This is a genomic window from Pseudomonas sp. KH_017 (genome assembly GCF_057840285.1).
On record NZ_CM174509.1, the window covers coordinates 2,668,974 to 2,688,906 of the forward strand.

General features: G+C 59.5%; 19 protein-coding genes and 1 pseudogene. 9 read left to right on the top strand and 11 right to left on the bottom strand.

The annotated features are described in order from the left end of the window. Positions 1-81: 81 nt before the first annotated feature. From AC3IT6_RS12155 to AC3IT6_RS12170, 4 genes and pseudogenes are all read left to right on the top strand, one after another. On the top strand, positions 82-1,401 hold the full coding sequence (locus AC3IT6_RS12155) for an OmpP1/FadL family transporter (RefSeq protein ID WP_489355773.1): 1,320 nt from the start codon (positions 82-84) through the stop codon (positions 1,399-1,401). A gap of 185 nt (positions 1,402-1,586) precedes the next feature. Next, positions 1,587-2,204 (top strand): LysE family translocator, encoded by a 618-nt coding sequence (locus tag AC3IT6_RS12160; protein ID WP_489355775.1) that lies wholly within the window; start codon positions 1,587-1,589, stop codon positions 2,202-2,204. A gap of 74 nt (positions 2,205-2,278) precedes the next feature. Further along, positions 2,279-2,542: pseudogene (locus tag AC3IT6_RS12165) on the top strand (transposase); the annotation flags it as partial. Between the two features lie 50 nt (positions 2,543-2,592). Next, the gene (locus AC3IT6_RS12170; protein WP_489355777.1) at positions 2,593-2,886 is read left to right on the top strand and encodes a hypothetical protein; all 294 of its coding nucleotides are present in this window, start codon (positions 2,593-2,595) and stop codon (positions 2,884-2,886) included. 57 nt (positions 2,887-2,943) lie between these two features. Here the strand turns inward: AC3IT6_RS12170 and AC3IT6_RS12175 are convergent, their stop codons facing one another. Together AC3IT6_RS12175 and AC3IT6_RS12180 are read right to left on the bottom strand one after the other, a co-directional pair. After that, a complete protein-coding gene (locus AC3IT6_RS12175; protein WP_489355779.1) occupies positions 2,944-3,399 on the bottom strand; it encodes a VOC family protein in 456 nt (151 codons plus the stop codon). 433 nt (positions 3,400-3,832) lie between these two features. Next, entirely contained in the window at positions 3,833-4,399 is a 567-nt protein-coding gene (locus tag AC3IT6_RS12180; protein ID WP_489355781.1) for a TetR/AcrR family transcriptional regulator, read from the bottom strand. A gap of 113 nt (positions 4,400-4,512) precedes the next feature. Between AC3IT6_RS12180 and AC3IT6_RS12185 the strand changes: the two genes are divergently transcribed. Next, entirely contained in the window at positions 4,513-5,160 is a 648-nt protein-coding gene (locus tag AC3IT6_RS12185; RefSeq protein WP_489355783.1) for a glutathione S-transferase family protein, read from the top strand. Positions 5,161-5,476: 316 nt separating this feature from the next. On the opposite strand, the gene AC3IT6_RS12190 is transcribed toward AC3IT6_RS12185, so the two are convergent. From AC3IT6_RS12190 to rsxC, 5 genes are all read right to left on the bottom strand, one after another. Next, entirely contained in the window at positions 5,477-7,909 is a 2,433-nt protein-coding gene (locus tag AC3IT6_RS12190) for a spermidine synthase (protein ID WP_489355785.1), read from the bottom strand. Between the two features lie 2 nt (positions 7,910-7,911). Then, a complete protein-coding gene (locus AC3IT6_RS12195; protein WP_223447854.1) occupies positions 7,912-8,655 on the bottom strand; it encodes a protein-L-isoaspartate(D-aspartate) O-methyltransferase in 744 nt (247 codons plus the stop codon). 295 nt (positions 8,656-8,950) lie between these two features. Beyond that, entirely contained in the window at positions 8,951-9,457 is a 507-nt protein-coding gene (gene msrA / locus AC3IT6_RS12200) for a peptide-methionine (S)-S-oxide reductase MsrA (protein WP_150725610.1), read from the bottom strand. A 268-nt stretch (positions 9,458-9,725) separates the two neighbouring features. Next, positions 9,726-10,673: an RnfABCDGE type electron transport complex subunit D gene (locus AC3IT6_RS12205; protein WP_489355788.1), complete on the bottom strand. Its 948-nt coding sequence runs from the start codon at positions 10,671-10,673 to the stop codon at positions 9,726-9,728. Beyond that, a complete protein-coding gene (gene rsxC, locus AC3IT6_RS12210) occupies positions 10,670-12,070 on the bottom strand; it encodes an electron transport complex subunit RsxC (protein WP_489355790.1) in 1,401 nt (466 codons plus the stop codon). Before rsxC ends, AC3IT6_RS12205 begins: the two co-directional genes overlap by 4 nt. A 209-nt stretch (positions 12,071-12,279) precedes the next feature. Here rsxC and AC3IT6_RS12215 point away from each other — a divergent pair, with 209 nt between their 5' ends. Then, on the top strand, positions 12,280-13,293 hold the full coding sequence (locus tag AC3IT6_RS12215) for an FAD:protein FMN transferase (RefSeq protein ID WP_489355792.1): 1,014 nt from the start codon (positions 12,280-12,282) through the stop codon (positions 13,291-13,293). Positions 13,294-13,461: 168 nt separating this feature from the next. Then, positions 13,462-14,160, top strand: coding sequence for a hypothetical protein (locus AC3IT6_RS12220; RefSeq protein WP_458369521.1), 699 nt, complete (start codon positions 13,462-13,464; stop codon positions 14,158-14,160). 426 nt (positions 14,161-14,586) lie between these two features. Here the strand turns inward: AC3IT6_RS12220 and puuE are convergent, their stop codons facing one another. The 4 genes from puuE to AC3IT6_RS12240 form a co-directional block, all read right to left on the bottom strand. Further along, positions 14,587-15,480 (bottom strand): allantoinase PuuE, encoded by an 894-nt coding sequence (gene puuE / locus AC3IT6_RS12225; protein WP_223447849.1) that lies wholly within the window; start codon positions 15,478-15,480, stop codon positions 14,587-14,589. Then, the gene (locus AC3IT6_RS12230) at positions 15,480-16,352 is read right to left on the bottom strand and encodes a GNAT family N-acetyltransferase (RefSeq protein ID WP_489355795.1); all 873 of its coding nucleotides are present in this window, start codon (positions 16,350-16,352) and stop codon (positions 15,480-15,482) included. The genes puuE and AC3IT6_RS12230 overlap by 1 nt, the downstream gene beginning before the upstream one ends. A 215-nt stretch (positions 16,353-16,567) precedes the next feature. Beyond that, on the bottom strand, positions 16,568-17,146 hold the full coding sequence (gene gfa, locus AC3IT6_RS12235) for an S-(hydroxymethyl)glutathione synthase (RefSeq protein ID WP_150753257.1): 579 nt from the start codon (positions 17,144-17,146) through the stop codon (positions 16,568-16,570). A 257-nt stretch (positions 17,147-17,403) separates the two neighbouring features. Beyond that, positions 17,404-18,438, bottom strand: coding sequence for an AraC family transcriptional regulator (locus AC3IT6_RS12240; protein ID WP_223447846.1), 1,035 nt, complete (start codon positions 18,436-18,438; stop codon positions 17,404-17,406). A 120-nt stretch (positions 18,439-18,558) separates the two neighbouring features. Between AC3IT6_RS12240 and AC3IT6_RS12245 the strand changes: the two genes are divergently transcribed. Both AC3IT6_RS12245 and AC3IT6_RS12250 read left to right on the top strand, forming a co-directional pair. Further along, positions 18,559-19,383, top strand: coding sequence for an SDR family NAD(P)-dependent oxidoreductase (locus AC3IT6_RS12245; protein WP_489355798.1), 825 nt, complete (start codon positions 18,559-18,561; stop codon positions 19,381-19,383). A 124-nt stretch (positions 19,384-19,507) separates the two neighbouring features. Then, the gene (locus tag AC3IT6_RS12250; protein WP_219098065.1) at positions 19,508-19,909 is read left to right on the top strand and encodes a carboxymuconolactone decarboxylase family protein; all 402 of its coding nucleotides are present in this window, start codon (positions 19,508-19,510) and stop codon (positions 19,907-19,909) included. The last annotated feature ends 24 nt before the right edge of the window (positions 19,910-19,933 follow it).

Consider the following 19,933-nt stretch of genomic DNA (forward strand, 5'->3'; position numbering starts at 1 on the left):
AACTTCAACTGGCACTGACAAGTGCACAGGAAGGCGAAGCCTTGCCTGCGTGCAATCAAAAAAATAATAAAGAGGTGGAAAATGAAACTGAATGGCCGTGCGATTCCTTATTTCTCCGCTCCGCGAGCAAGTGCTGCCTGGATCAAGTTTACCGGCGCCATTGCAATACTCACCGCCTCAACAACCGCGGGCGCCAATGGCATTGCCCTTAATGAACAGAGTGCAAGCAGTGCGGGAACTGCTTATGCGGGAAGGTCGTCTTCCGCGTTGGACGCCAGCACCATCTTTGGAAATCCAGCGGGCTTGACCAAGTTGAAGCGTAGTGAGATTTCCGGCGGAGCCGCGGTCGTCTCGGTGAGCGACGACATTAGTGATGCACAGAGCAGTACCTCAGGAACGAATAAAGGGGACTCGGTCCCTTTGGGGGTTGTGCCCTTCGCCTATATGTCGACGCCGCTTGATGATCGTCTTTCGATTGGTCTGGGCCTCTATGCTCCGAGTGGCCTGATCAATGATTACGAGGGCTCTTTTCAGGGCCGCTACCATGGTTCCTATAGCACGACAAAGGAAATAACCCTGCAGCCCACCATTGCCTATCGGATCAATGATTACGTGTCCATTGGTGGCGGACCGACCCTGAACCGTTTCAATGCAAAGCTTCAGAATTACCTGGCCACCGGCGCCCTGAACAACGGCGAGGACACACTGGTTACTATCAAAGGGGATGACACGGCACTTGGCTACAACGTCGGCATCCTGGTTGACTTTACTGAGGCTACCAGTTGGGGAATTAACTATCACTCGAAGGTGGACTATGAACTCGAAGGACATACTGAGATTTCCGGTTCCCCGAGTGTTATCCCGCTGGACGGAAAGTATGACAACAAGATAGATCTCACTATGCCCGAATCCGTGGACACGTCCATCACCCATCATTTCAATAGTCGCTGGACGGGTTACCTGGGGACCACCTGGAAACGTTGGAGCCGGATCAAGAAGGTCGAGGCAGTCAACAGCGGTCTTTCCCCCCTGGGCCAGGCGGCTGGCCTGGGAAGTGTGACCGAAGAAATGAACTGGCGTGACACTTGGGCCACCGCAATTGGCGCGTCCTATCAATTGAACCAACAATGGCTGCTGCGCGCAGGCTACGCCTATGATCCGTCGCCTGTCAGGAATGCCGATCGCAGCGTGCGCGTTCCGGTAGGGAATCGCCAGGCCGTGACCCTGGGCGGTGCTTATTCGCCGGATGCCGATCTGACGATAGACTTTGCTTATGGTTATCTCTGGGATTCCAAAGTATCAGTAACGCAGTCGAACAACTCCGGTCTTCAACCGGAATACAGTGCCAAATATGACAATAGTGCGAATGGAGTTTCAGTGCAGGCTACCTATCGGTACTAATCGACAGAACTCCATTTTTAATGGAGTCTTTGCAATCGTCACCGACTGCTTTTGGCCGAGAGCGTGTAAAAACACAACTACGCTCAAAAGCCCTGTATCGAATTATTATTTCGTTGTACGTTGAGTCCGCGGGAGGCCTTGATCTGAAAGACCGTCCCTAGCCACAACACTCGCAAGGAATGCAGATGATCGATGGTCCCGCCGTTTTGACAGTCTTTTTGGTTTACCTGGCCGGTGTCGTTATTCCAGGGCCAAATTTCGTTGCAGTAGTCCACAAAGCGGTAGCTGCTTCGCGGTCAGAAGCTTTGGCCTTGGTAGCAGGCATCGTATTGGTCAACTTATTCTGGGCCACCTGTGCAATCGCAGGTATCGGCGTTGTATTTGCTGCGTTCCCTTGGGCGGCGCTGATCGTAAAAGTTCTGGGGGCAGCCTATCTGATGTGGTTTGGATTCCGACTGCTGCTCAAGGCCGGGAAGAGCGCGCTTGCCCCCTGTAATAATGCTGTCGTCGGAAACTTTCGGCAGTCATTCATTCAGGGGGTCGTTACGAACATTGGCAACCCTAAATCCATGGCCTTCTATGCCGCTATTTTCTCAGCGGCAGCCCCCACCCACGTTTCACCAAGCACGTTTTTGTCGATGCTGGCAGTCGTAGTGGTGGTTTCGATGACTTGGTATGGAGTGGTCGCAATCGCTCTTTCGCAACCTGAGATCGCTTCAGCGTATCGAAGGAGGAAAAAAGCTATTGATCGATTATGCGGTGGTTTGATTTTGTCTCTAGGGATCCGGCAGCTGGTTCAATAAGTCTACGATTGAGTATCTATCCAGCCCGAAAACCCTTGCTATGATTTCTGAGGATTTCACCGCAAGGATCGCCCATGAAGCGCTTTATTCAAGGTGAACATCGGGGTCAAGGCACCTTGCTTCCCGAGAGCCTCGACGATTACGTCAGCGACACCAATCCAGTGCGTGTAGTCGACGTTTTCGTCGACGAACTCAACTTGCTCTCCTTGGGTTTTGACGGCGCTATTCCCGCTGACACAGGCCGTCCTGCTTACCACCCTGCGATCCTGCTGAAGATCTATATCTACGGCTATCTCAACCGCATTCAGTTGAGCCGACGGCTGGTACGAGAAGCCCAAGACTACTCATCTGCAAGAGAAAATCGACAAGCTCAAAGCTCAAAGCTCAGATGAAAGAGTTACAGGTCATTGAAATCCAGCTCAACGAGTCTCCTGACGCGAAAACTCGCCGGGGTGAGCGGGGATATGAGCTTGAACGTGCTCGCCTACAACTTGAAACGGGTCATGAAGATCATCGGTGCTCACAGTTTGATGAAGGCGCTGTCGTCCTAAAAAGACTGATTTTGGCCCATCCCAGAGGCTGTAAAAACAGCGTTGACGTGTTCCAGGTCGCTACCGATGCGACCCGCAGCTTTGACCGGGCGATCGCTCAGCCAACGAACATCGAAGATCCAAGACGATGAGGCAATGAGCGTTTTTACACACTCTGGGCCGATAGCAGACGTTCATCGCCGCATCACTCAGGAAAATGCAGCTTCTACAAATGCCTCTAACGCCTTGTCTTCCAGGATTTCGATAGAGAAGTGCCCGAAGCGCTTTGGCAACCAGATAATGCGTGTCCCGGACGGGGATTGCAGGTTCGCGCGGGTCAATGGCTTTCCGTTTTCGTCTTCTGGCTGAACACCGGCGACCATCAGTTCGTCGTAGGCCTTCTCGATGTCCGGCGTCGAATAGCAGTGGCGATAAATCATCCCTTCTCCCGAGGAGTCTAATAGCTCCCTCAGGTTCCCCGCCAATGGCTGTACCAACATGAAACGCTCTTGACCGATCAGCGCAATCGCGTAGCGTACGTGCAGACCACCTCGTTCCCAGACGAGCGTTTTGGAGATCCTGGCATTAAGTATCTGTGCGTAGTAAGCACAGGCTTCGTCGAGATTATTGACCAGTACATCTACGTGACTGAACTTCAGATCCATTGCAGCCCTCCTGTTGAACCGACGTCCATGTTAAGCCCGACACGCTCAGAATTCGATGGATTTCATGAAGCTATATTGTTGTTGTAGAAGTGCGCCAATCCGGCGATAAACCAGCGTTCAAACTGAGGTAACCGAGGGGCTGTCCATCGCTGGAGGCGAATCAAAGTGACTGTCCGCTTCTGGCCGATTCTGTTGAAAAAGTCGACCATGGTTTCCGCAGCAGAAAAGTATGCGTCCGAGATTGAAATCTTTACTTTCGGCAGCGGCTTCCGGACTCAGATTTCACGTAGCAGTGTGCAAAAAAGGCGTTTTAACCAGTCAATGACCAGGCTGTTTGGGCGAACCGACTTTTTCAACAGAATCGGCCGTTTGCTGCCTGTCGTGAAGGACGGAAAACGACCAAAGCGGTCGTTTCGTTGTTTGTTATGGCATGTCATGGCTCAACGAGCTGCAAACATCCCTGTTGACAGGCTGTGAGAATCTCTTGCGCCAATTGGTCATCGGCCACAGCACGAGCGAGTGCCAAGCCACCAATCATCCCTACGGCAATTTGCAGAGCATGCTGGCGTGTATTCGTCTCTGTCGTCGATTTCAGCCCGGACTCTAGACGTGTGATGAAAGCTGCGAGCACTTGGGTGTAGCTTTCCTGGATGGCTCCGTCCTGCTGAGCAGCATCATTGACCATGAAGGCTAACGGACAGTGCATGCGGCTTGCATCCCGATGGTCCATGCGGAGATAGTCTTTCACTACCTGCTGCAAACCATCTTTACCAGCCTCTTCGAGTATCGCGCCCCCCGCATTCGCGGCATTTCTAATAGCTTCGGTGTAAAGCTCCGTTTTGGATGCGAAGTGACTATAGAAGGCCCCCCGGGTCAATCCCGCACTCTCCATAATTGAGTCGATACTGACTTTTTCGAAACCTTCCAGTGCGAAGAGTCGCGCGGCGCTATCCAGAATCATCTGTCGAGTGGTTGCGCGCTGTGTAGCAGGCCAGGGCATTCGTCTTCTCCTTGGTAAAGCGTGAGATGGAGTATGACAAAACGGGACTTTATGTTCTTGAACATAAAGTCATACCGACCAGAATTGCCGACTCTTCCCTCAAGGAGCTACACATGAGATTGCACATACTGGGACCTGGATTTAGCACCTTCGTACGTAGTGTCAGACTTTACTGCGAAGAGAAAGCGCTGGATTACACACACGGGATGCAGGTGGATGGTAAAACGATCACGCTCCACAGCCCTGAACACAAGGCACTGCACCCTTTTGGCAAGGTCCCGGTTTTACTGCATGGAGAGCGGAGCGTAATTGAAACAACCACCATTTGCCGCTACCTGGATGAAGCCTTTGCGCATACTTCTCCAAGGCCCGCTGACTTGGCCCAGAAGGTAAAGGTTGATCAGTGGTCCGCTGCCTTGGCGATGTATGCCGATGATCGACTGATACGTCGTTATCTTTTATTGCTGGTTTCACCTGCGCAGCCGTCACGCCCTATCGATAGAGAAGCGGTGGCTACCGCCGAGCCAATGGCTATCCAGACACTTGGGCTGCTGGCGAAGCAATTGGACGGGCAGCAATTTTTCTGCGGGGCGGACTACAGCATGGCGGACGCCATCCTGACGCCTATGCTCGATTATTTGGAACGCGTGCCCGAAAGTGCGCAATGGCTGAAAAAAACATCAAATCTTCGTGATTATCTTTTTCGCATGCGATTGCGCCAGTCAGGGCTCAATGTGTTGACCGAGCCGAACTTTAGTTAATGCAGAAGTTGATGGACTTATAGTTCGCCCAAGGGCCGCTTTTGGCTGGTTTCTGCCAGTCACCACCGGCAGCTATGGGATGAACGCCACCTCTGACGGCTCGACTGCGTCGGCCAAAACCAATTGCTTGCGGCACGGAACCTCTCATCTTTGGCATGACGCACACGTCCATATTTTCAAATGTTCAGCTTCGAAGCAGGAAAGGCGTCACCCTCGCTGATCGACATAGCGAGACGTGCGAACTGCGGCAAGTGGCGTTCCAACAGGCCATTCGTCTCGCCAGGGTCTGTTGATGTTTCGCTGCGAACGGCCGCGATCAGGGAAACATGACCGCCGCTGCGAGATACAGCAGCAACGCCAGCAGCAACACCACGGTGAAGCCCAGGTGGATCGCCAGCAGGGTCGCCAGCACGGCCGCCACCACCGATACGCTGGCGTTGACGGCCCAGGCGATCGGCACCAGTGCTTCAGCGCGTGCGGAGACGCGCCCGAGTCCGAGCGGAAACGGCATGCCCATGGCGAACGCCAGCGGCGCTACCAGCGCGGCGCAGATGCCGAACCTGGCGAGGGTCCCCACCGGCGCCAGCAGCTGGAACAACGGGGGCAGGGCGATCAGGTAGAGCAGGGCGATCACGCAGATCGCCAGGACTGGCCGCGCGAGCGGATGACGGGGCCCCACACCCGTTCCAATGTCCCCCCGCCGCCGGCCGGAGTAACGGCTGCCGAGGCCCGCGAAGATCAAGAACGCGCTGAGCGTTACCGCCACCGAATACAACGGGTGGCTGAGGAAAAGGGTGAACTTCTGGATGAAGGCGATTTCCACGAACATGAAGGCGAAGCCGATGGCGGCGAAGTAGGACACGACCCGAAGTTCGAGCCTGGCCAAAGCCGCACTTCGAGAGCGCCGCTGGCGCCGCCGCGCCACCCAGAGCGGCGCCAGGATCAGCAGCACGGCGGCCACGCTGGACTGCAGCAGCGTGGCGATCAGCACCGGATAGCCCCACTCCAGCATTGACAGGCCGCCCTGCTCCTTCAGCGCCAGCAGTTCCGGTAGCGAGCGCCACTTGAAGAAGTGGAAGAAATACGGCCGGTCATCCATGGTCGGACGCACGTCGAACTTGTAGCGTGCCAGGAACTGCGCGCGTTCGCCGGACAGCAGGGCCTGCGCCGCTTCGAAGAACCAGGGCCGGTCGAGCAGGTTGTAGCGGTTCGCCTCGGCCACGGTCATCCCGGGGTAGTAGGCCAGGTCGAAGGAGCGCGCCCGGCAGAACTCCCGCAGCACGGCGATGCCGGCGTCGTCGAAATCCCTGTTGCTGACCAGCAGCGTCGCGGTCTTCCAGCCGCGGATCATGACGATGCGGCGCGCCGCGCTGGCCTGCCCGTCGCGCTCGATGGCCGCGGCCGCGGTGGCCAGCAGCCTGGGAACATCGCGGGGCGGCAGGGTGACCCAGCGGGTGATGGCCAACAGGCCGCCGGGCGCGAGATGGCGCAGGTACTCGGCGAAGGCATCCACCGTGTACAGGTAGTTCTCGGACAGCGCATGCAGGCCGCCCGAGGCGGTGCCGAAGGAGTCCAGCAGGGCGATCTGGATCAGGTCGTAAGGCTCGCCGCGCGAAGCCACCAGGCCGCGCGCCTCGCCGATCAGCACACGGACGTTGGGCGCGCTGTACGGCTTGCCGGAGAAGTCGGCGAAGCGGCGCTGGACCAGATCGATCACCTGTGGGTTCAGTTCGATGGCATCCACCGCGCTGGCGCCGTGGTAGATCGCCTGCAGCACATCGGCACCGGCGCCACTGCCCAGCACCAGCACGCGGGGTTGGCGCAGCAGGTGATAGGGCAGAGCCGAGGTCAGGTAGTCCAGGTAGGCGAGCGGTTCGCGGCGCCCGTCATAGCGGTTCAGCACGGAAAGGCCTTCGCCGTCGGTGAAAATGGCCAGTTGTGCGGGCGGTTCCTGCGTCGCGTTGAGGCTCAGGCCCGGCGCGTGGCGCAGAGGAATGGTCGGGCTGTCGACGACCGTGAGCAGGCCCAGCGGACTCCAGGTCTGGGCGATTGCGCGCGCATCCTTGATACGCAGGGTCTGGCTCAGTTCCTTGTACTCGGAGGGCGACAGGGCGATCCAGCGCTCGGGTACGCCGGCCGGCACCGCGACTGCCGCCGCCAGCAGCAACGGCGCGAGCCAGTGCCGATACCCCGTGTAAGCCATGGCGGCCAGCGCCCCGGCGGCGATGCCGGTGCCGCCCAGCAGCCGCAGCGCATCGACGGGCGTCAGGGCGAACAGCGCGACGACGATCGCCAGGCTGCCCACGCCAGCGCCGAGAATGTCGAAGGCGTAGATCCGATGAATCTGTTCCTGAAAGCAGGTGAAGGTCAGGCAGATGCACACCGCCGCGCAGAAGAACGGCACGAACAGCAGCAGGTAGATCAGCAGCAGGCGCGCCGACTGCCGCGCGTCCCAGAGGATCTCGAGGGGATTGAACGGAACCTGCTGGGCCAGGCTGAAGCAGACGATGGCGCTCAGCCCGAACAGCACCGCGCCACCGATGAACACGCTGTGGAAGCGCGGTGCCAGGACAGGCCGCGCCAGCGCCACGACGGTGCCGGCGGCGCCGTAGCCGAGCAGCGCGACGCTGATCATCATGTAGGCGAAATGGTGCCACTGGATGATCGAAAGCAGTCGCAGCAGCAGCACCTCATAGCCGAGCGCGGAGGCAGACAGCAGCGCCAGGGCGAGCAATGGCGGCGAATGCATGCTCAGCCGCCTCCGACCAGCGGCACGAAGCGCACAGGCAGCACCTGCCGGGTGGACACACTGCCATCGCCGGCCTTCTCGATCAGCAGCAGGTACTGGATCATGAACGGCGCGCCGACCGGGATTACCATCCGTCCGCCGGCCTTGAGCTGGGCGATCAGTGGCGGCGGCACATGGCTGGCGGCGGCGGTGACGAGGATGGCGTCGTAAGGTCCGTGCTCGGGCCAGCCGTGGTAGCCATCGCCCAGCCGGGCCTGCACCTTCGCATATCCCAGCCGGCCCAGGCGCTCCCCGGCCTGCACTGCCAGCGGCTCGATGATCTCCATCGTGTAGACCGCCTGCGCCAGCTCGGCGAGGATCGCCGCCTGGTAGCCCGAGCCGGTGCCGATCTCGAGTACCACGTCGCCGGGCCCGACCTGCGTGAGGTCGGTCATCAGGGCGACGATGTAGGGCTGGGAGATGGTCTGGCCGTAGCCGATCGGCAGCGGACGGTTCTCGTAGGCGTAGGGCACCTCGTCGGGCGGGACGAACCTATGGCGTGGCACCTTGGCCATTGCGGCCATCACCGGCGCGGCAAACTCGACCCTGCCTGTTTCGTCGCGGGTGACGGACGACAGGTTGGCGATCTCCCGCACCATGGCGTCGCGCAACGGCGCGAACGGATCGTCGGCATGCAGGCCGGCGGATGCCAGCGCCAGAGCGATGGCAGGCGCCAGGATGCGCGTCAGGAGCATCACCGGCTTCACAATGACTCCTCCGCCTGAGCAATAGTCGAATCGTATGGCCGGCGGGCTGGCTCGGCAAGCCCGGGGGTGCCGGCGACCAAACCAGGCTGCGGCGACTGCCTGAGAAAATATCGCAACCCGTAACTGCACTGATAGCAGCCAGCCAGTTCAAGCGGTGATACAAAAGTGAATGCGATTGTCAGCCAGTGGCCGATTGTTGCCTGTCGCGAAGGGCTGCAGTCGACCCGAAGCTGACGGTGGCGACAGGCAAAAATCGGTCAGAAGAGGTCACATCTGCGCCTCACAAACGCGACTCTCAGGCGCGCTTGGGGAGCTTCCAGTTCGGGCGGATGAAGTGGCATGTGTAGCCATTCGGTATACGTTCGAGGTAATCCTGGTGCTCCGGTTCCGCTTCCCAAAAGGGCCCTGCCGGTTCGATTTCGGTGACTACCCGGCCTGGCCACAGGTGTGAAGCATCGACATCGGCAGCGGTGTCCTCGGCGATGTCGCGTTGCTGTTCGCTGAGGTAGTAGATCGCCGAACGATAGCTGGGGCCCAGGTCATTACCCTGACGGTTTGGCGTGCTGGGGTCGTGTATCTGGAAGAAGAACTCAAGGATCTGCCGGTAGCTGATCACGGCAGGGTCGAAGACGATCTCGATGGCTTCGGCGTGGTTGCCATGGTTGCGGTAGGTGGCATTCGGCACATCGCCGCCGGTGTACCCGACCCGAGTGCGCAGCACACCGGGATAGCGCCGCAGCAGATCCTGCATGCCCCAGAAGCAGCCGCCGGCGAGAATGGCAGTTTCGGTTTGTCTGGTCATGGTCTGTCCTTCCTCACGGGGATGTTGGGTAAGCCATTGTTATGAGGGCGTGTTGGCCAATTCCAAGGTTTCGCGCAAACAGAACTGGAATGATCGCTTTTGGCTGTGGATTCAACCGGTCGATGCAACAGTCTGGCTCAATCGCTCAGCGGGTGTTTCCTGGTCTAGTGTTTTCCGAGGGCAGCTATTTAGCTGCCTGGCCACTTCATTGAGGGTGAGGCTCTGACGCAAAAGAGGCGCGGGCTACTCGCTGCGCACGCTCTCAGTGTCAGGTGTTCGTATGTACGGGGCGCTGTATGCGCAGCACCAACCGGTCGATCTGCGGCACCAGCAGATTGGCGGCTAGCACGGCGAAGCAGAGACCATCGGCATAAAGCCCGAATTCGCGAATCAATTCAGTCAGCGCGCCAATGGCCGCGCCGAAGAGGATGCGACCGGCGCGTGTATCGGGACTGGTGACCGGATCGGTGGCGATGAAGAAGGCGGTGAAGAGATAGCCACCGAGACTGAGGCTGTACAGGCTTTCCTGTAGGCTATGGCCGGCTGCCATACACAGCAATACTGTGCTCGCGAGCATCGCCAGCGGAATCTCGATTCGGATCACCCGCAGGACTGCCAGTAGCAAACCGCCGGCAATGTAGCCGTACCCCGACAGATTGGGGGTGATCAGTGTGAACTGGTTCTTGGCCAACTGAGTGGCGCCGGCGAACGCATCGAGGTTAAGGCGTGGCGCCAGCTGCAACTGTTGTAGAAGAACCGCCTTGGCGTCCAGGGTGAGAGTCCAGGGGGCATAGTTCGAAGGCGCTGGGTACAATTGCTGGTAGAAGCAGATAGCGATGATCCCCAGGCCAACCATGGCGGGGTTGAGGCGGTTGCGACCCAGGCCTCCACTGCCGTGTTTACACAGTGCGAGCGCGGCAAAACTGGCCAGGGCGATCATCCACAGCGGCACCAGCAGCGGCAATGCCCGAGCCAGTATCAGGCCTAGCACCAGCCAGCTCAGGTCGCTCAAACCCTCGCGGACATTACGTCCGCGCAGGCGCAGCAGGCCGGCTTCGAAGCCCAGGGCGAGCAGCACGCACCAGAAGGTCTGCAACCAGACCACGATGCCAAATTGCCAGGCGTACAGGGCGGTGCCCGGCAGGAGACACAGGCTGACCAGCAGCATCATTGTGCGCAGTTGTCGGTGCGCGGCAGGACGGAGTATCAGGCTCATGCACGTAGCTCCGTCTTGCTCTGGCGGAAACGTTCGCGCAGCGGCAGATTGCTCGGGCAGGTGCTGCTGCAGCTGCCGCATTCGATACAGGCATCCAATCGCAGTTCCTGCAGGCTGGCCTTGTCAAGGCGTTCGGCAGCAGCGTAGAGATCCAGCGGTCTGAGCAACATCGGGCAGACATCCACACAGCGCGTACAGCGAATGCAACTGCCTGCGGGCTGAGGTGCCGGCAAGTAGCGCTCGGCGCCGAATATCAGGCAACTACTGGTCTTGCTGATGACGGCAGTGGGGTCCGGTAACGGCTGTCCCATCATCGGCCCGCCGACCTGGGTCAACTGGCCTTCGGGGGCCGCGCCAGCAACTGCGCGCAGTGCGCTGACCGGGTAACCCACCGGCACCAGGACATTCCCGGGGCGCTCGCAGTTCCCGGTCAGCGTCAGCACGCGTCTTACCAGTGGTTCGCCGTGGAAGATGGCCCGGCCCAGTGCGTAGAGCGTCGCGACATTCAGCGCCAGTACGCCGATATCGGCGGGCAGGGTCCCTGGCGCCAGGTTGCGGCCACTAAGGCTCTTGATCATCAACGGCTGCCCCCCTGCCGGGTAACGCGCCGGTAGCGGACATATCTCGACCCGGGTGCGCGCCTGGCGAGCGGCGGCGCGTAACGCGGCCATCGCCTGAGGTTTGTTGGTTTCGATACCGAAGCGGGTCAGCGTTGTTCCCATCAGTGCGGCGACATAGTCGGCGGCCTCGATCAGCGCCTCGGCACGTTCGCGCATGAGACGGTCATCGCAGGTAAGGAAGGGCTCGCATTCGGCACCGTTGATCAGCAGAAGATCGGGCTGCTGGGCGCCGGCCAGCTTGAGGGCCGTCGGGAAACCCGCCCCACCAAGGCCGACTATGCCCATCTGCAATGCTCGTTCGACCAGCGCCTCGGGCGTTTGCGGTAGCCCCAGCACTGGGCGTTCGATCCACTCATCCAGACCATCTGCGTTCAGAATGACGGCCATGACCGGCTCGGCCGAGTCGGCCGCGAAGGCGAGATCAATCCGTTCCACGATGCCGGAGGTGCTGGCATGCACCCAAGGGGTGTTGTCATCGCCAATACCGATCACCTCGCCCTTGCGCACATGCTGTCCCGGCTGCACGCAAGGCTGGACAGACCGGCGACCCCGCTCGAGCGGAATCGCCAGCTGTATGTTTGCAATCGGGACCGAGGCAACCGGTGTGGCGTTGGATAATTCTTTGTAGCCCCTGAGCTCGATCCCTCCGTGCCAACTACGCTGTGAGGATGAGGCGATGGCCAGCAGGCTGCGCCAGAAGGGCTTCTGTTGCGGCTGACGCTGGGCGCGGACGCGGCTTTGCATGCGCTCGACGCTCTGCAACGAATGGCTAGACATTTTCTGTCCTCCAATTTTTGGGCAAAAAACACCCCTATGCGCTAATGCATATGATGGTTTTTTTGCTTCCAGGACGTTGAGCGGAAAGGGAGGGGGACAATTGATCACCCCGCAACTCAGAGTGCCGAGTGGAGGTTTTGTTCATTTTTTGATCAGGCTTGCTGATGAGCGGTAGGTCATCCCACGCGGGATCAGAGAGGTGTTGATTGATGCGCGTAAGCCTGCTGGTGATGCTGTTGACGTTGCTGTATGGCTGCGGCGAACGGATCGAGCGCGTTTCCGGACCGACCATGGGGAGCACTTATTCGATCCAGTACGTCCCCGCCGCGCAGACGCCCGACTCGCAGCGAGTAAAGGCCGAAGTCGAGACGATACTCGGGGCGCTCGACCAGCAGTTTTCCAACTGGCGCGGCGACTCCGTGGTTTCCCGCTTCAACGATCTGCCGGCCGGCGCCTGTCAGGCGTTGCCGGAAGATATGCATCGCTTGCTGGCGTACGGTGAGTTTCTGTTCCGCGAGAGTGGCGGGGCTTTCGACCTGACGGTGCAGCCATTGATGAACCTCTGGGGCTTCGGTCCGCAGTCACGGGGGGAGCACTTGCCGGATGCTGGCGCGCTGGCACGGGAGCGGGCACGGGTAGGGCATCAGCACTTGCGCCTGGATGGCGAAAAGCTGTGCAAGGATGTGGCGGCGCAACTGGATTTCGACAGCATGGTCGCCGGCTATGCGGTGGATCGGGTCGGCGATAGGCTTTCGGCCCTGGGTATCCAGGCCTATCTGGTCGAGATCACCGGCGAACTCAAGGCGGTCGGCCGCAAGCCGGATGGCTCGCCCTGGCGTATCGCCCTGGAGGTGCCGAGCGGCGCAAGCGAGCAACAAGTGGAGCGCGCCATTGCACTGGATGGCTACAGCGTTTCCACCTCCGGCGATTATCGCAACTATTTCGAGGAAGGTGGCCAGCGCTATTCGCACACCTTCGATCCACGTGTCGGCAGGCCGGTGAAGCACGCGCTGGCGGCAGTGACGGTGGTCGACCCTTCGGGGCTGCATGCCGATGGCTTGTCTACGTTGTTGATGGTGCTCGGCCCTGAGGAAGGCTATGCCTTCGCCGAGCGGCATGACCTCGCTGCCTATTTCATCATGCGCCAGGGGCAGGGTTTCGTTGCCCGGGCGACGCCGCGATTCGAGTCGTTGTTTCCCGGGCAGGGCAAGACGAAGCAGTAGTTGAAGGAAGCCTCGCCTACCGGTCGACCAAGCGCTAATGCGCCTGCTCCGAGAAAACGCAGGTGGTAGTGCCGCAATAGCAATCGCGACCAGCGCTCCTCATGCCCTTCAGAAAATCCTGCCGCTGACGACAACCTCTGCACATTCCCTTGGCGTCGTGAGTTGTTCATGAAGAAGATTGCTGTCCTGATGTTTGCCGTTCTTTTCCTTGCCGGATGTGCCAACCAGAAATTCAAGCCCGAATACCGTACCCAGATCCATACCGTGAAAGTTCTCCCGGTTGCATGGAAACCCAAAGAGATGACTTACATGGGTCGTGAGCAGGCATGGGGCGCGGCATTGGGCGCTGGTGTCGGCGCTGGCGTAGGAATGGCGGCAGGTGCATCGAACCTGACCAAGGCTGCTTTGGGTGGGGCCGGATTTGCCGCAGGTCTGAAGGCAGGCGACTTGGCGTCGATGTCGACGGTTGATGCGATTCTTTACAACATGGAGACGGCGGATATCAATCTGGGCGAATTGGTCAAAAAGAGTTTCGAGGAGCAACTGACCGCCACCGGCCGTTACAAGATCGTGGGTGAAAACGAACCGGCCGATGCGCAGATCGAGTTGACGGTCCTGAACTGGGGTTTCGCGCTGACGCAAGGCTTCAGCAGTGTGGTGTACCCGACGATTGCCGTGAGCGGTGTCATGAAACGCGGCGAGGAATTGATCTGGCAGCGCAATGAGCCGATCACCGCATTCAACGGCGCCAACACCTATGGCTACACGCCGTTGCGCTATCGCACCGAACCGGAGTTACTGCGTACTGCGTTGATGGGCGTTTCGCAAATCGTAGATGGCTATCTGGTCAAAGACTTGAACGAGTGATCACCGGTCTGATTGCATCCATGTTCAAGCGTTGTATCGCCTGACAGATAATCAACAGAGGCGGCAGGTTTTGACGGCGTGTTCAGGTCACTTCTGGCCAATCTCGAGTGGCGGAAAAGGGCCCAGAGCCGGACGTTCAGGTGTTCCTTGCCAAGACAGTGCAATACAGTCGGAGCAAGTCTGACTTCGAACGGGGCGCAAGCGCGGCCGTTTTCACTTCCTCGGCGCAAGAACCTTTCCCGAAGAACCCAAGCCCGTCTCGCGGGTCCGCTACTTCAAGCGACCGGAGAGGAACTTCGCCAAACGCTCGCTCCCGGGGTTACCAGGATATCCCCCCAGGCTACCTTCTTCCTCGATTACACCTTGGTGAAGGATAGCCACATTGATACGCCAGCGTGGCTCAGGCCGCTCCGCACCACATACCACTCAGGCGGGGAATTGGGCTATCCAGTGCCTGGCAATCTCTTCGCGCCGGCAGATCCACACCGCGTCGTGGCCTTGCACGTAATCGAGAAAGCGCGCCAGTGCCATCGCACGACCAGGATGGCCACTGATCCGCCCATGCAGGCCGACGCTCATCATCTTCGGGTGTTGCGCGCCCTCCTGCCACAGCAGGTCGAAAGCATCCTTGAGCAGCCGGAAGAAGTCTTCACCGCAGGCGAAACCATTGGGCAGCAGGTAGCGGGCGTCGTTGTTGACCAGTGTGTAAGGGATCACCAGGTGAGCGGGCGAGCCTGGGAGCCAATAGGGCAGATCATCGTTGTAGGCGTCTGAGCTATAGAGAAACCCGCCTTCCTCACGCAACAGGCGACGGGTGTTCTGGCTGACCCTTCCTGTGTACCAACCTGTGGGGCGTTTACCGCAGATCTGCTCGATCACGTCGAGGGTGAGGCGGATATGGCGCCGCTCCTGGTCTTCAGGCATGTCGCGATAGTCCAGCCAACGGTAGCCATGCCCGGCAATCTCATGCCCGGCAGCGCAGAGCGCATGGCCAATCGCCGGGGTGAGTTCCAGTGCCCGGCCGACGGCAAAGGCGGTCAGCGGCAGGCCTCGGGCGCTGAACAGCTCCAGAATGCGCCACACACCTGCGCGCGATCCGTATTCGTACATGCCCTCGACGCTCAAGTCCGGTTCCCCCACGCGCGGAGGGCGGCCCGGTAGCTCGTGAAGCCAGGCCTCCGACTGTGCATCGCCATTGAGGATGCATGACTCCGCGCCTTCTTCGATGTTGAGTACGAACTGGACCGCGACGCGCGCTTCACCGGGCCATCGCGGGTGGGGTGGGCAGCCGCCATAACCGACGAGGTCGCGAGCGGACATCAGCCCAGCTCGAAGGTCGTGACGCCGAACACACGTTCGTGCGCGATCGCCGGAGGAGGGCCGAGGTACATGCGTGCGCAGCCGAAAACCTCGATCATGCCCTGTTGGTGCACGAGCGCCATCGCGGCGGGGTTATTCTGCGGCGCATCGAGAAACAGCGGGCCGCCCTCGGCAAATTCCGCCAGGCGCGCGTAGAGGGCATTGGCTGCCAGGGCGTCATCGGCGAACAAGGGGCCGATCTTGTAGCCTTCCCGGCAGCGCCTGACTACGCCATAACCGCTTAGCCTGCCCTCGCGCTGGCAACCCACGGCGATTGCATCGGCCTGGGCTATCCACCCGCTCAGGAAGCTTGCGCGCGCGGCGGGGAAGCAGGTGCGGTCGTAATCGACAACTTGATCGAACGGGAAGTAGGCCAACGGAACGATGTCCTGGTCGTCTACCTGCGAGTTCGTCGGGCGGGCGGTGAGATTGGCACGAAAACGCATGTTGCGATGGGAGAAGACGAAACCACCCTTGGCGTAGTAGTCCTGCATCGCGAAGACGCCGTCCATGCCGATGCTCGCGCCTGGGCGCAGGCGGGCGAGGAGTCGCTCGCGGCGTGCGTGCCAGAGGGTATTGCCCAGACCTTGACCGCGATATTCAGGCCGGACGATGAAAAAGCCCATGAAACCGAATTCGCCATCGTAAGAGGTGATGGCGCCGCCGCCGATCAATTCGCCGCCCTGGTACGCCGCGATGAAGGCGGCAGGGTCCGTAGCCCAGAACAGCTCGGCATCGTGAAGGCCGGGATTCCAACCCTCACGGGCAGCCCAATCGACGAGCTCGTCCAGCTCGGGACGGGTCATGTTGCGTATGACCAGCTGATTCGACACCGCGAAGTTCTCCTCAGTCGCTAATCGAGCGTGTGGTCCATCCCCACTCTGAACCCTTTCGGTATAGCTTCAACCGGAGTATTGATCCAGGCCGTCACGTCACCTGCAGGCGCCTGGCCTGCCCGCGGCGCAGCTTTCGCGGGCAAGCGGGGGCACACAACATCAAAGGTGAATCGGAGCTGCGGTCCGGAAAAGAAACCGCGGCAACCGATCAATCAGGCGGCGGGGAGCAGGCCTTTCTGTTTGGCGACATGAGTCGCCAGTGCGTCCATCAAATCCGGGGACAGGCAGTCATAGGGTTCCAGGCCGATCGAGCGCAAGCGCTCGCGGATAGCCTTCATTTGCGCTGGCGGTGTGCCGGTTTCGATGATGGAGGACACGAACGCCGCGAATCCCGGCGCAGCCCATCCGCGCTGTGGCGAAAGCTCGGTGTGGACGAAGTCCAGGCCATAAAACGCATGGTCCTTGTTCTCGATGCGCCCAAAGAGATGGGCGTGACACTGCTTGCAGGCGTGGCGCTGGATGGTGGCGGATTCGTCGACAATCGCCAGTTTTTCGCCGTGGGCAATAACGCTGACCTTATCTCGAGGCACCACGGCGATGACGGCGAATGTCGCGTTTTGTGGTTTCCAGCATTTGCTGCAGCCGCACGCGTGGTTATACAGCGTTTGTGCGTCGATCTTGACCTCGACCTTGTCGGTCGCACACAGGCATTGCAGGGTGCCACCTGTGAAATTCGCGGCGGCGGGTTGGATACCATTGTCCAGTGCAGGGTGAAGTTGCAAGGTGCTCATGCTGGCGTCTCCGTTTCAGGGTGTCAGACAAAAGTGCCTGGGGCCGTGCCCCAGACCGGTAGTTCATCGGAACTCGATGACGGCGCGGATCGATTTGTCTTCATGCATCGGATCGAACCGCGGCGGGTTTCGAAAAGGGCACAGTGCATAAACGAGTGACCTCCTTCGGTGCGACCGGTCGGTTACCCAGATCAAGAATAGTCTGCGATGACGCCTCGAGCGCGGCCAGGGCCAGCGCACGGGCGAGGGTGCAGAATTCAGATGGAATCCACACACACATGTCCAGGGGTTGCGTTCGTTTGCCGAGCCCTCCAGGTCGATGGACTGCAATCGAAGTGCCGACTGAACCAGCGAGAGAAGGCACTGAGCTCGGAAAAACCCAGAACGCCGGCTATCTCGCTCAAAGGATGATTGGAATGTGCCAAGTGGCGCATTGCCAACTCTGCTCGCACCTGATCCAACAGTGAGGAAAATGTTTCACCTTCCTGTACCAGCTTTCGATGCAGTGTCCGTCTGTCAATGCCCAGGTTGCCCGCTACTTGTTCTACCGAGCAGCGCCCCGTGGGCAGCAGCATCCAGATCATCTGACGCACCTGCTCAAGCAAAGCAGTCCTGGAGTCTTCGCGGATACTTTCCAGGTACTGATGAACATAACGGGCCATATCCGGATCGGCGCTGGGCAGGGTTTTGTCGAGGTCGACACTACGACAGACGATACCATCCATCAGGCTATCGAACTGCACGGAGGTGGCGAACACTCGGCGGTGTCGGCTGTCGTCGAGCGGCGCCGCGTGACGGAAGCAAACCACTGAGGGATGCCAGTGGTTACCCAGCAAGGTTTTCAGCAAGCGGTGAGTCACCGCCACTGAAAGCTCCATCGCCTGGCGCACCGGCAGGTTGCCCACCGTGACCTGCTCCATGCGCAAAACCACCACGCCGCCACTTTCCTCGATATTCAATACCAGCCCCTGATTGTGCAGGTAAAGGAAATCGCGGAATGCTTCCAGTGCCGAACGGATAGTCGGCTCGTCGCGCCATAGCAGTGCCAGAGGTCCCAGATTGGAGAGCTTTCGGGTTTCCGCCATGCGCAAACCAAAATCGTCCACACCGGCCTCACGTGCCGAACTTTCCAGCAACTGTGCTACGGCTTCGGTGGGGATTTTCAAGTCGGGTTGAAGCAGGCATCGCGGATCGAGACTGACGAGGCGCAATTGCTGCAGATAATCAACGTGCAGCGATCGGGCTATTTCCGCGTAATTAGTCAAGCTGGCACAACGAACGAGACCGCTCATGGGTGATTTACCAATCCGGGACAGCGATTTATCAGATTAGCAGGTCGATGTCCCGTCAAGTCAAGTTGCGTGCCGGCAACCGGGCGATATTGCGTCACCACCATGACGGAGTGTTACCCCATGAAATTGCACAATCGAGTTGCCTTGGTGACCGGAGGAGCAGGTGGCCTGGGCCGAGCCATAGCTCTGCGCCTGGCCAGCGAAGGCGCCAACGTGGTCATTTGCGACATCAACGAAAAGGCGCTTGAGGCCACGCGTGCCGAGATCGAAGAGCGCGGCACGCAATGTCTGGCGCTGCGTTGCGATGTCTCGTCGAGCAGCGAGGTGATCACGATGTTCGATCAGATCGACGCACGTTTCGGCGCACTACACATCCTGGTCAACAACGCAGCCCTGGTGCCAGACAAGCCCCATGACGAAGAGCGGCGCAAGCGGCATTACGCACTGGTCACGCAGCCGGTGCGCCGACAGTCGCTGGAAATTACCCGCAACATGGACGATGCCGAGTGGAAGCGTTTCTGGGCGGTGAACGTTGATGGCGTGTTCTTTTGCACCCGTGCCGCCTTGCAGCGCATGGAGCCGCAGCGCTACGGCAAGGTCATCAACATCGCGAGCATCGCCGGTATTTCCGCCATGAGCGCTCACAGCCCGCATTATTCCGCGACCAAGGGTGCAGTGATCGCATTCACTCGCTCGGTGGCCTATGAGGTGGCCGGTGCCAATGTTCAGGTCAATGCCATTTGCCCCGGGGGCGTACGAACTCCGGCCTTCGAACATTTCCTCAATCAGCAATCGCCTGAACAACTCAACGTACTCAACCAAATTCTTCCGCTAGGGCGCTTGGGAGAGGGTGAGGAATATGCGGCGCTTGTGTCCCATCTGGCCTCGGACGAGTGCTATCTGGTCGGCTCGATCATCAACGCCGGAGGTGGAACTTACATCTGAGGTATGTGGCGGTGACCAACGAGGATGTCCCGAAATGTCAAGTGGATGTCCCGTGCGGTCAACTCGAATCGAATCGGTGAACTTAGAGTGGGTTCAACCACTAACAAAAATAAAGGAATTGTCCATGCCTCTGAATCAGTCCAAACCCTTCACGCCGACCTGCGATGCCATGCGCGATGCCGGCAACTGGAATCCTGCCTGGGACACGTTGGCCGAACTGGACGCCGAGTGGATCGAGAAATTCCTCGCCATGGCCGTGCATCCCTTGCGCAACGACGTGCTGGCTCCAAAGACCATCGAACTGATCTCGATCGCCGTCGACGCCTCCTGCACTCATTTGTATGCCCCGGGCGTGCGTCGTCACATCCGCAAGGCGCTGGAGCTCGGCGCCAGCATCGAGGAAGTGCTCGCAGTGTTGCAACTGACCTCGGTGCTGGGCATCCACAGCATGGCGGTGGGCGCCCCAATGCTTATCGAAGAAGCGCAGAAGTTGGCCGTTAACGGCCCAATGCAAACCACCTACTGAATTTCTTTCGATACCGCATTCCGA

What these genes read in the sequence shown, in the direction of transcription:
- AC3IT6_RS12155 (WP_489355773.1), top strand. Translation starts at nt 82, where the DNA reads ATGAAACTGAATGGCCGTGCGATTCCTTATTTCTCCGCTCCGCGAGCA.
- AC3IT6_RS12160 (WP_489355775.1), top strand. Translation starts at nt 1,587, where the DNA reads ATGATCGATGGTCCCGCCGTTTTGACAGTCTTTTTGGTTTACCTGGCC.
- AC3IT6_RS12170 (WP_489355777.1), top strand. Translation starts at nt 2,593, where the DNA reads ATGAAAGAGTTACAGGTCATTGAAATCCAGCTCAACGAGTCTCCTGAC.
- AC3IT6_RS12175 (WP_489355779.1), bottom strand. Translation starts at nt 3,399, where the DNA reads ATGGATCTGAAGTTCAGTCACGTAGATGTACTGGTCAATAATCTCGAC.
- AC3IT6_RS12180 (WP_489355781.1), bottom strand. Translation starts at nt 4,399, where the DNA reads ATGCCCTGGCCTGCTACACAGCGCGCAACCACTCGACAGATGATTCTG.
- AC3IT6_RS12185 (WP_489355783.1), top strand. Translation starts at nt 4,513, where the DNA reads ATGAGATTGCACATACTGGGACCTGGATTTAGCACCTTCGTACGTAGT.
- AC3IT6_RS12190 (WP_489355785.1), bottom strand. Translation starts at nt 7,909, where the DNA reads ATGCATTCGCCGCCATTGCTCGCCCTGGCGCTGCTGTCTGCCTCCGCG.
- msrA (WP_150725610.1), bottom strand. Translation starts at nt 9,457, where the DNA reads ATGACCAGACAAACCGAAACTGCCATTCTCGCCGGCGGCTGCTTCTGG.
- AC3IT6_RS12205 (WP_489355788.1), bottom strand. Translation starts at nt 10,673, where the DNA reads ATGAGCCTGATACTCCGTCCTGCCGCGCACCGACAACTGCGCACAATG.
- rsxC (WP_489355790.1), bottom strand. Translation starts at nt 12,070, where the DNA reads ATGTCTAGCCATTCGTTGCAGAGCGTCGAGCGCATGCAAAGCCGCGTC.
- AC3IT6_RS12215 (WP_489355792.1), top strand. Translation starts at nt 12,280, where the DNA reads ATGCGCGTAAGCCTGCTGGTGATGCTGTTGACGTTGCTGTATGGCTGC.
- AC3IT6_RS12220 (WP_458369521.1), top strand. Translation starts at nt 13,462, where the DNA reads ATGAAGAAGATTGCTGTCCTGATGTTTGCCGTTCTTTTCCTTGCCGGA.
- puuE (WP_223447849.1), bottom strand. Translation starts at nt 15,480, where the DNA reads ATGTCCGCTCGCGACCTCGTCGGTTATGGCGGCTGCCCACCCCACCCG.
- gfa (WP_150753257.1), bottom strand. Translation starts at nt 17,146, where the DNA reads ATGAGCACCTTGCAACTTCACCCTGCACTGGACAATGGTATCCAACCC.
- AC3IT6_RS12240 (WP_223447846.1), bottom strand. Translation starts at nt 18,438, where the DNA reads ATGAGCGGTCTCGTTCGTTGTGCCAGCTTGACTAATTACGCGGAAATA.
- AC3IT6_RS12245 (WP_489355798.1), top strand. Translation starts at nt 18,559, where the DNA reads ATGAAATTGCACAATCGAGTTGCCTTGGTGACCGGAGGAGCAGGTGGC.
- AC3IT6_RS12250 (WP_219098065.1), top strand. Translation starts at nt 19,508, where the DNA reads ATGCCTCTGAATCAGTCCAAACCCTTCACGCCGACCTGCGATGCCATG.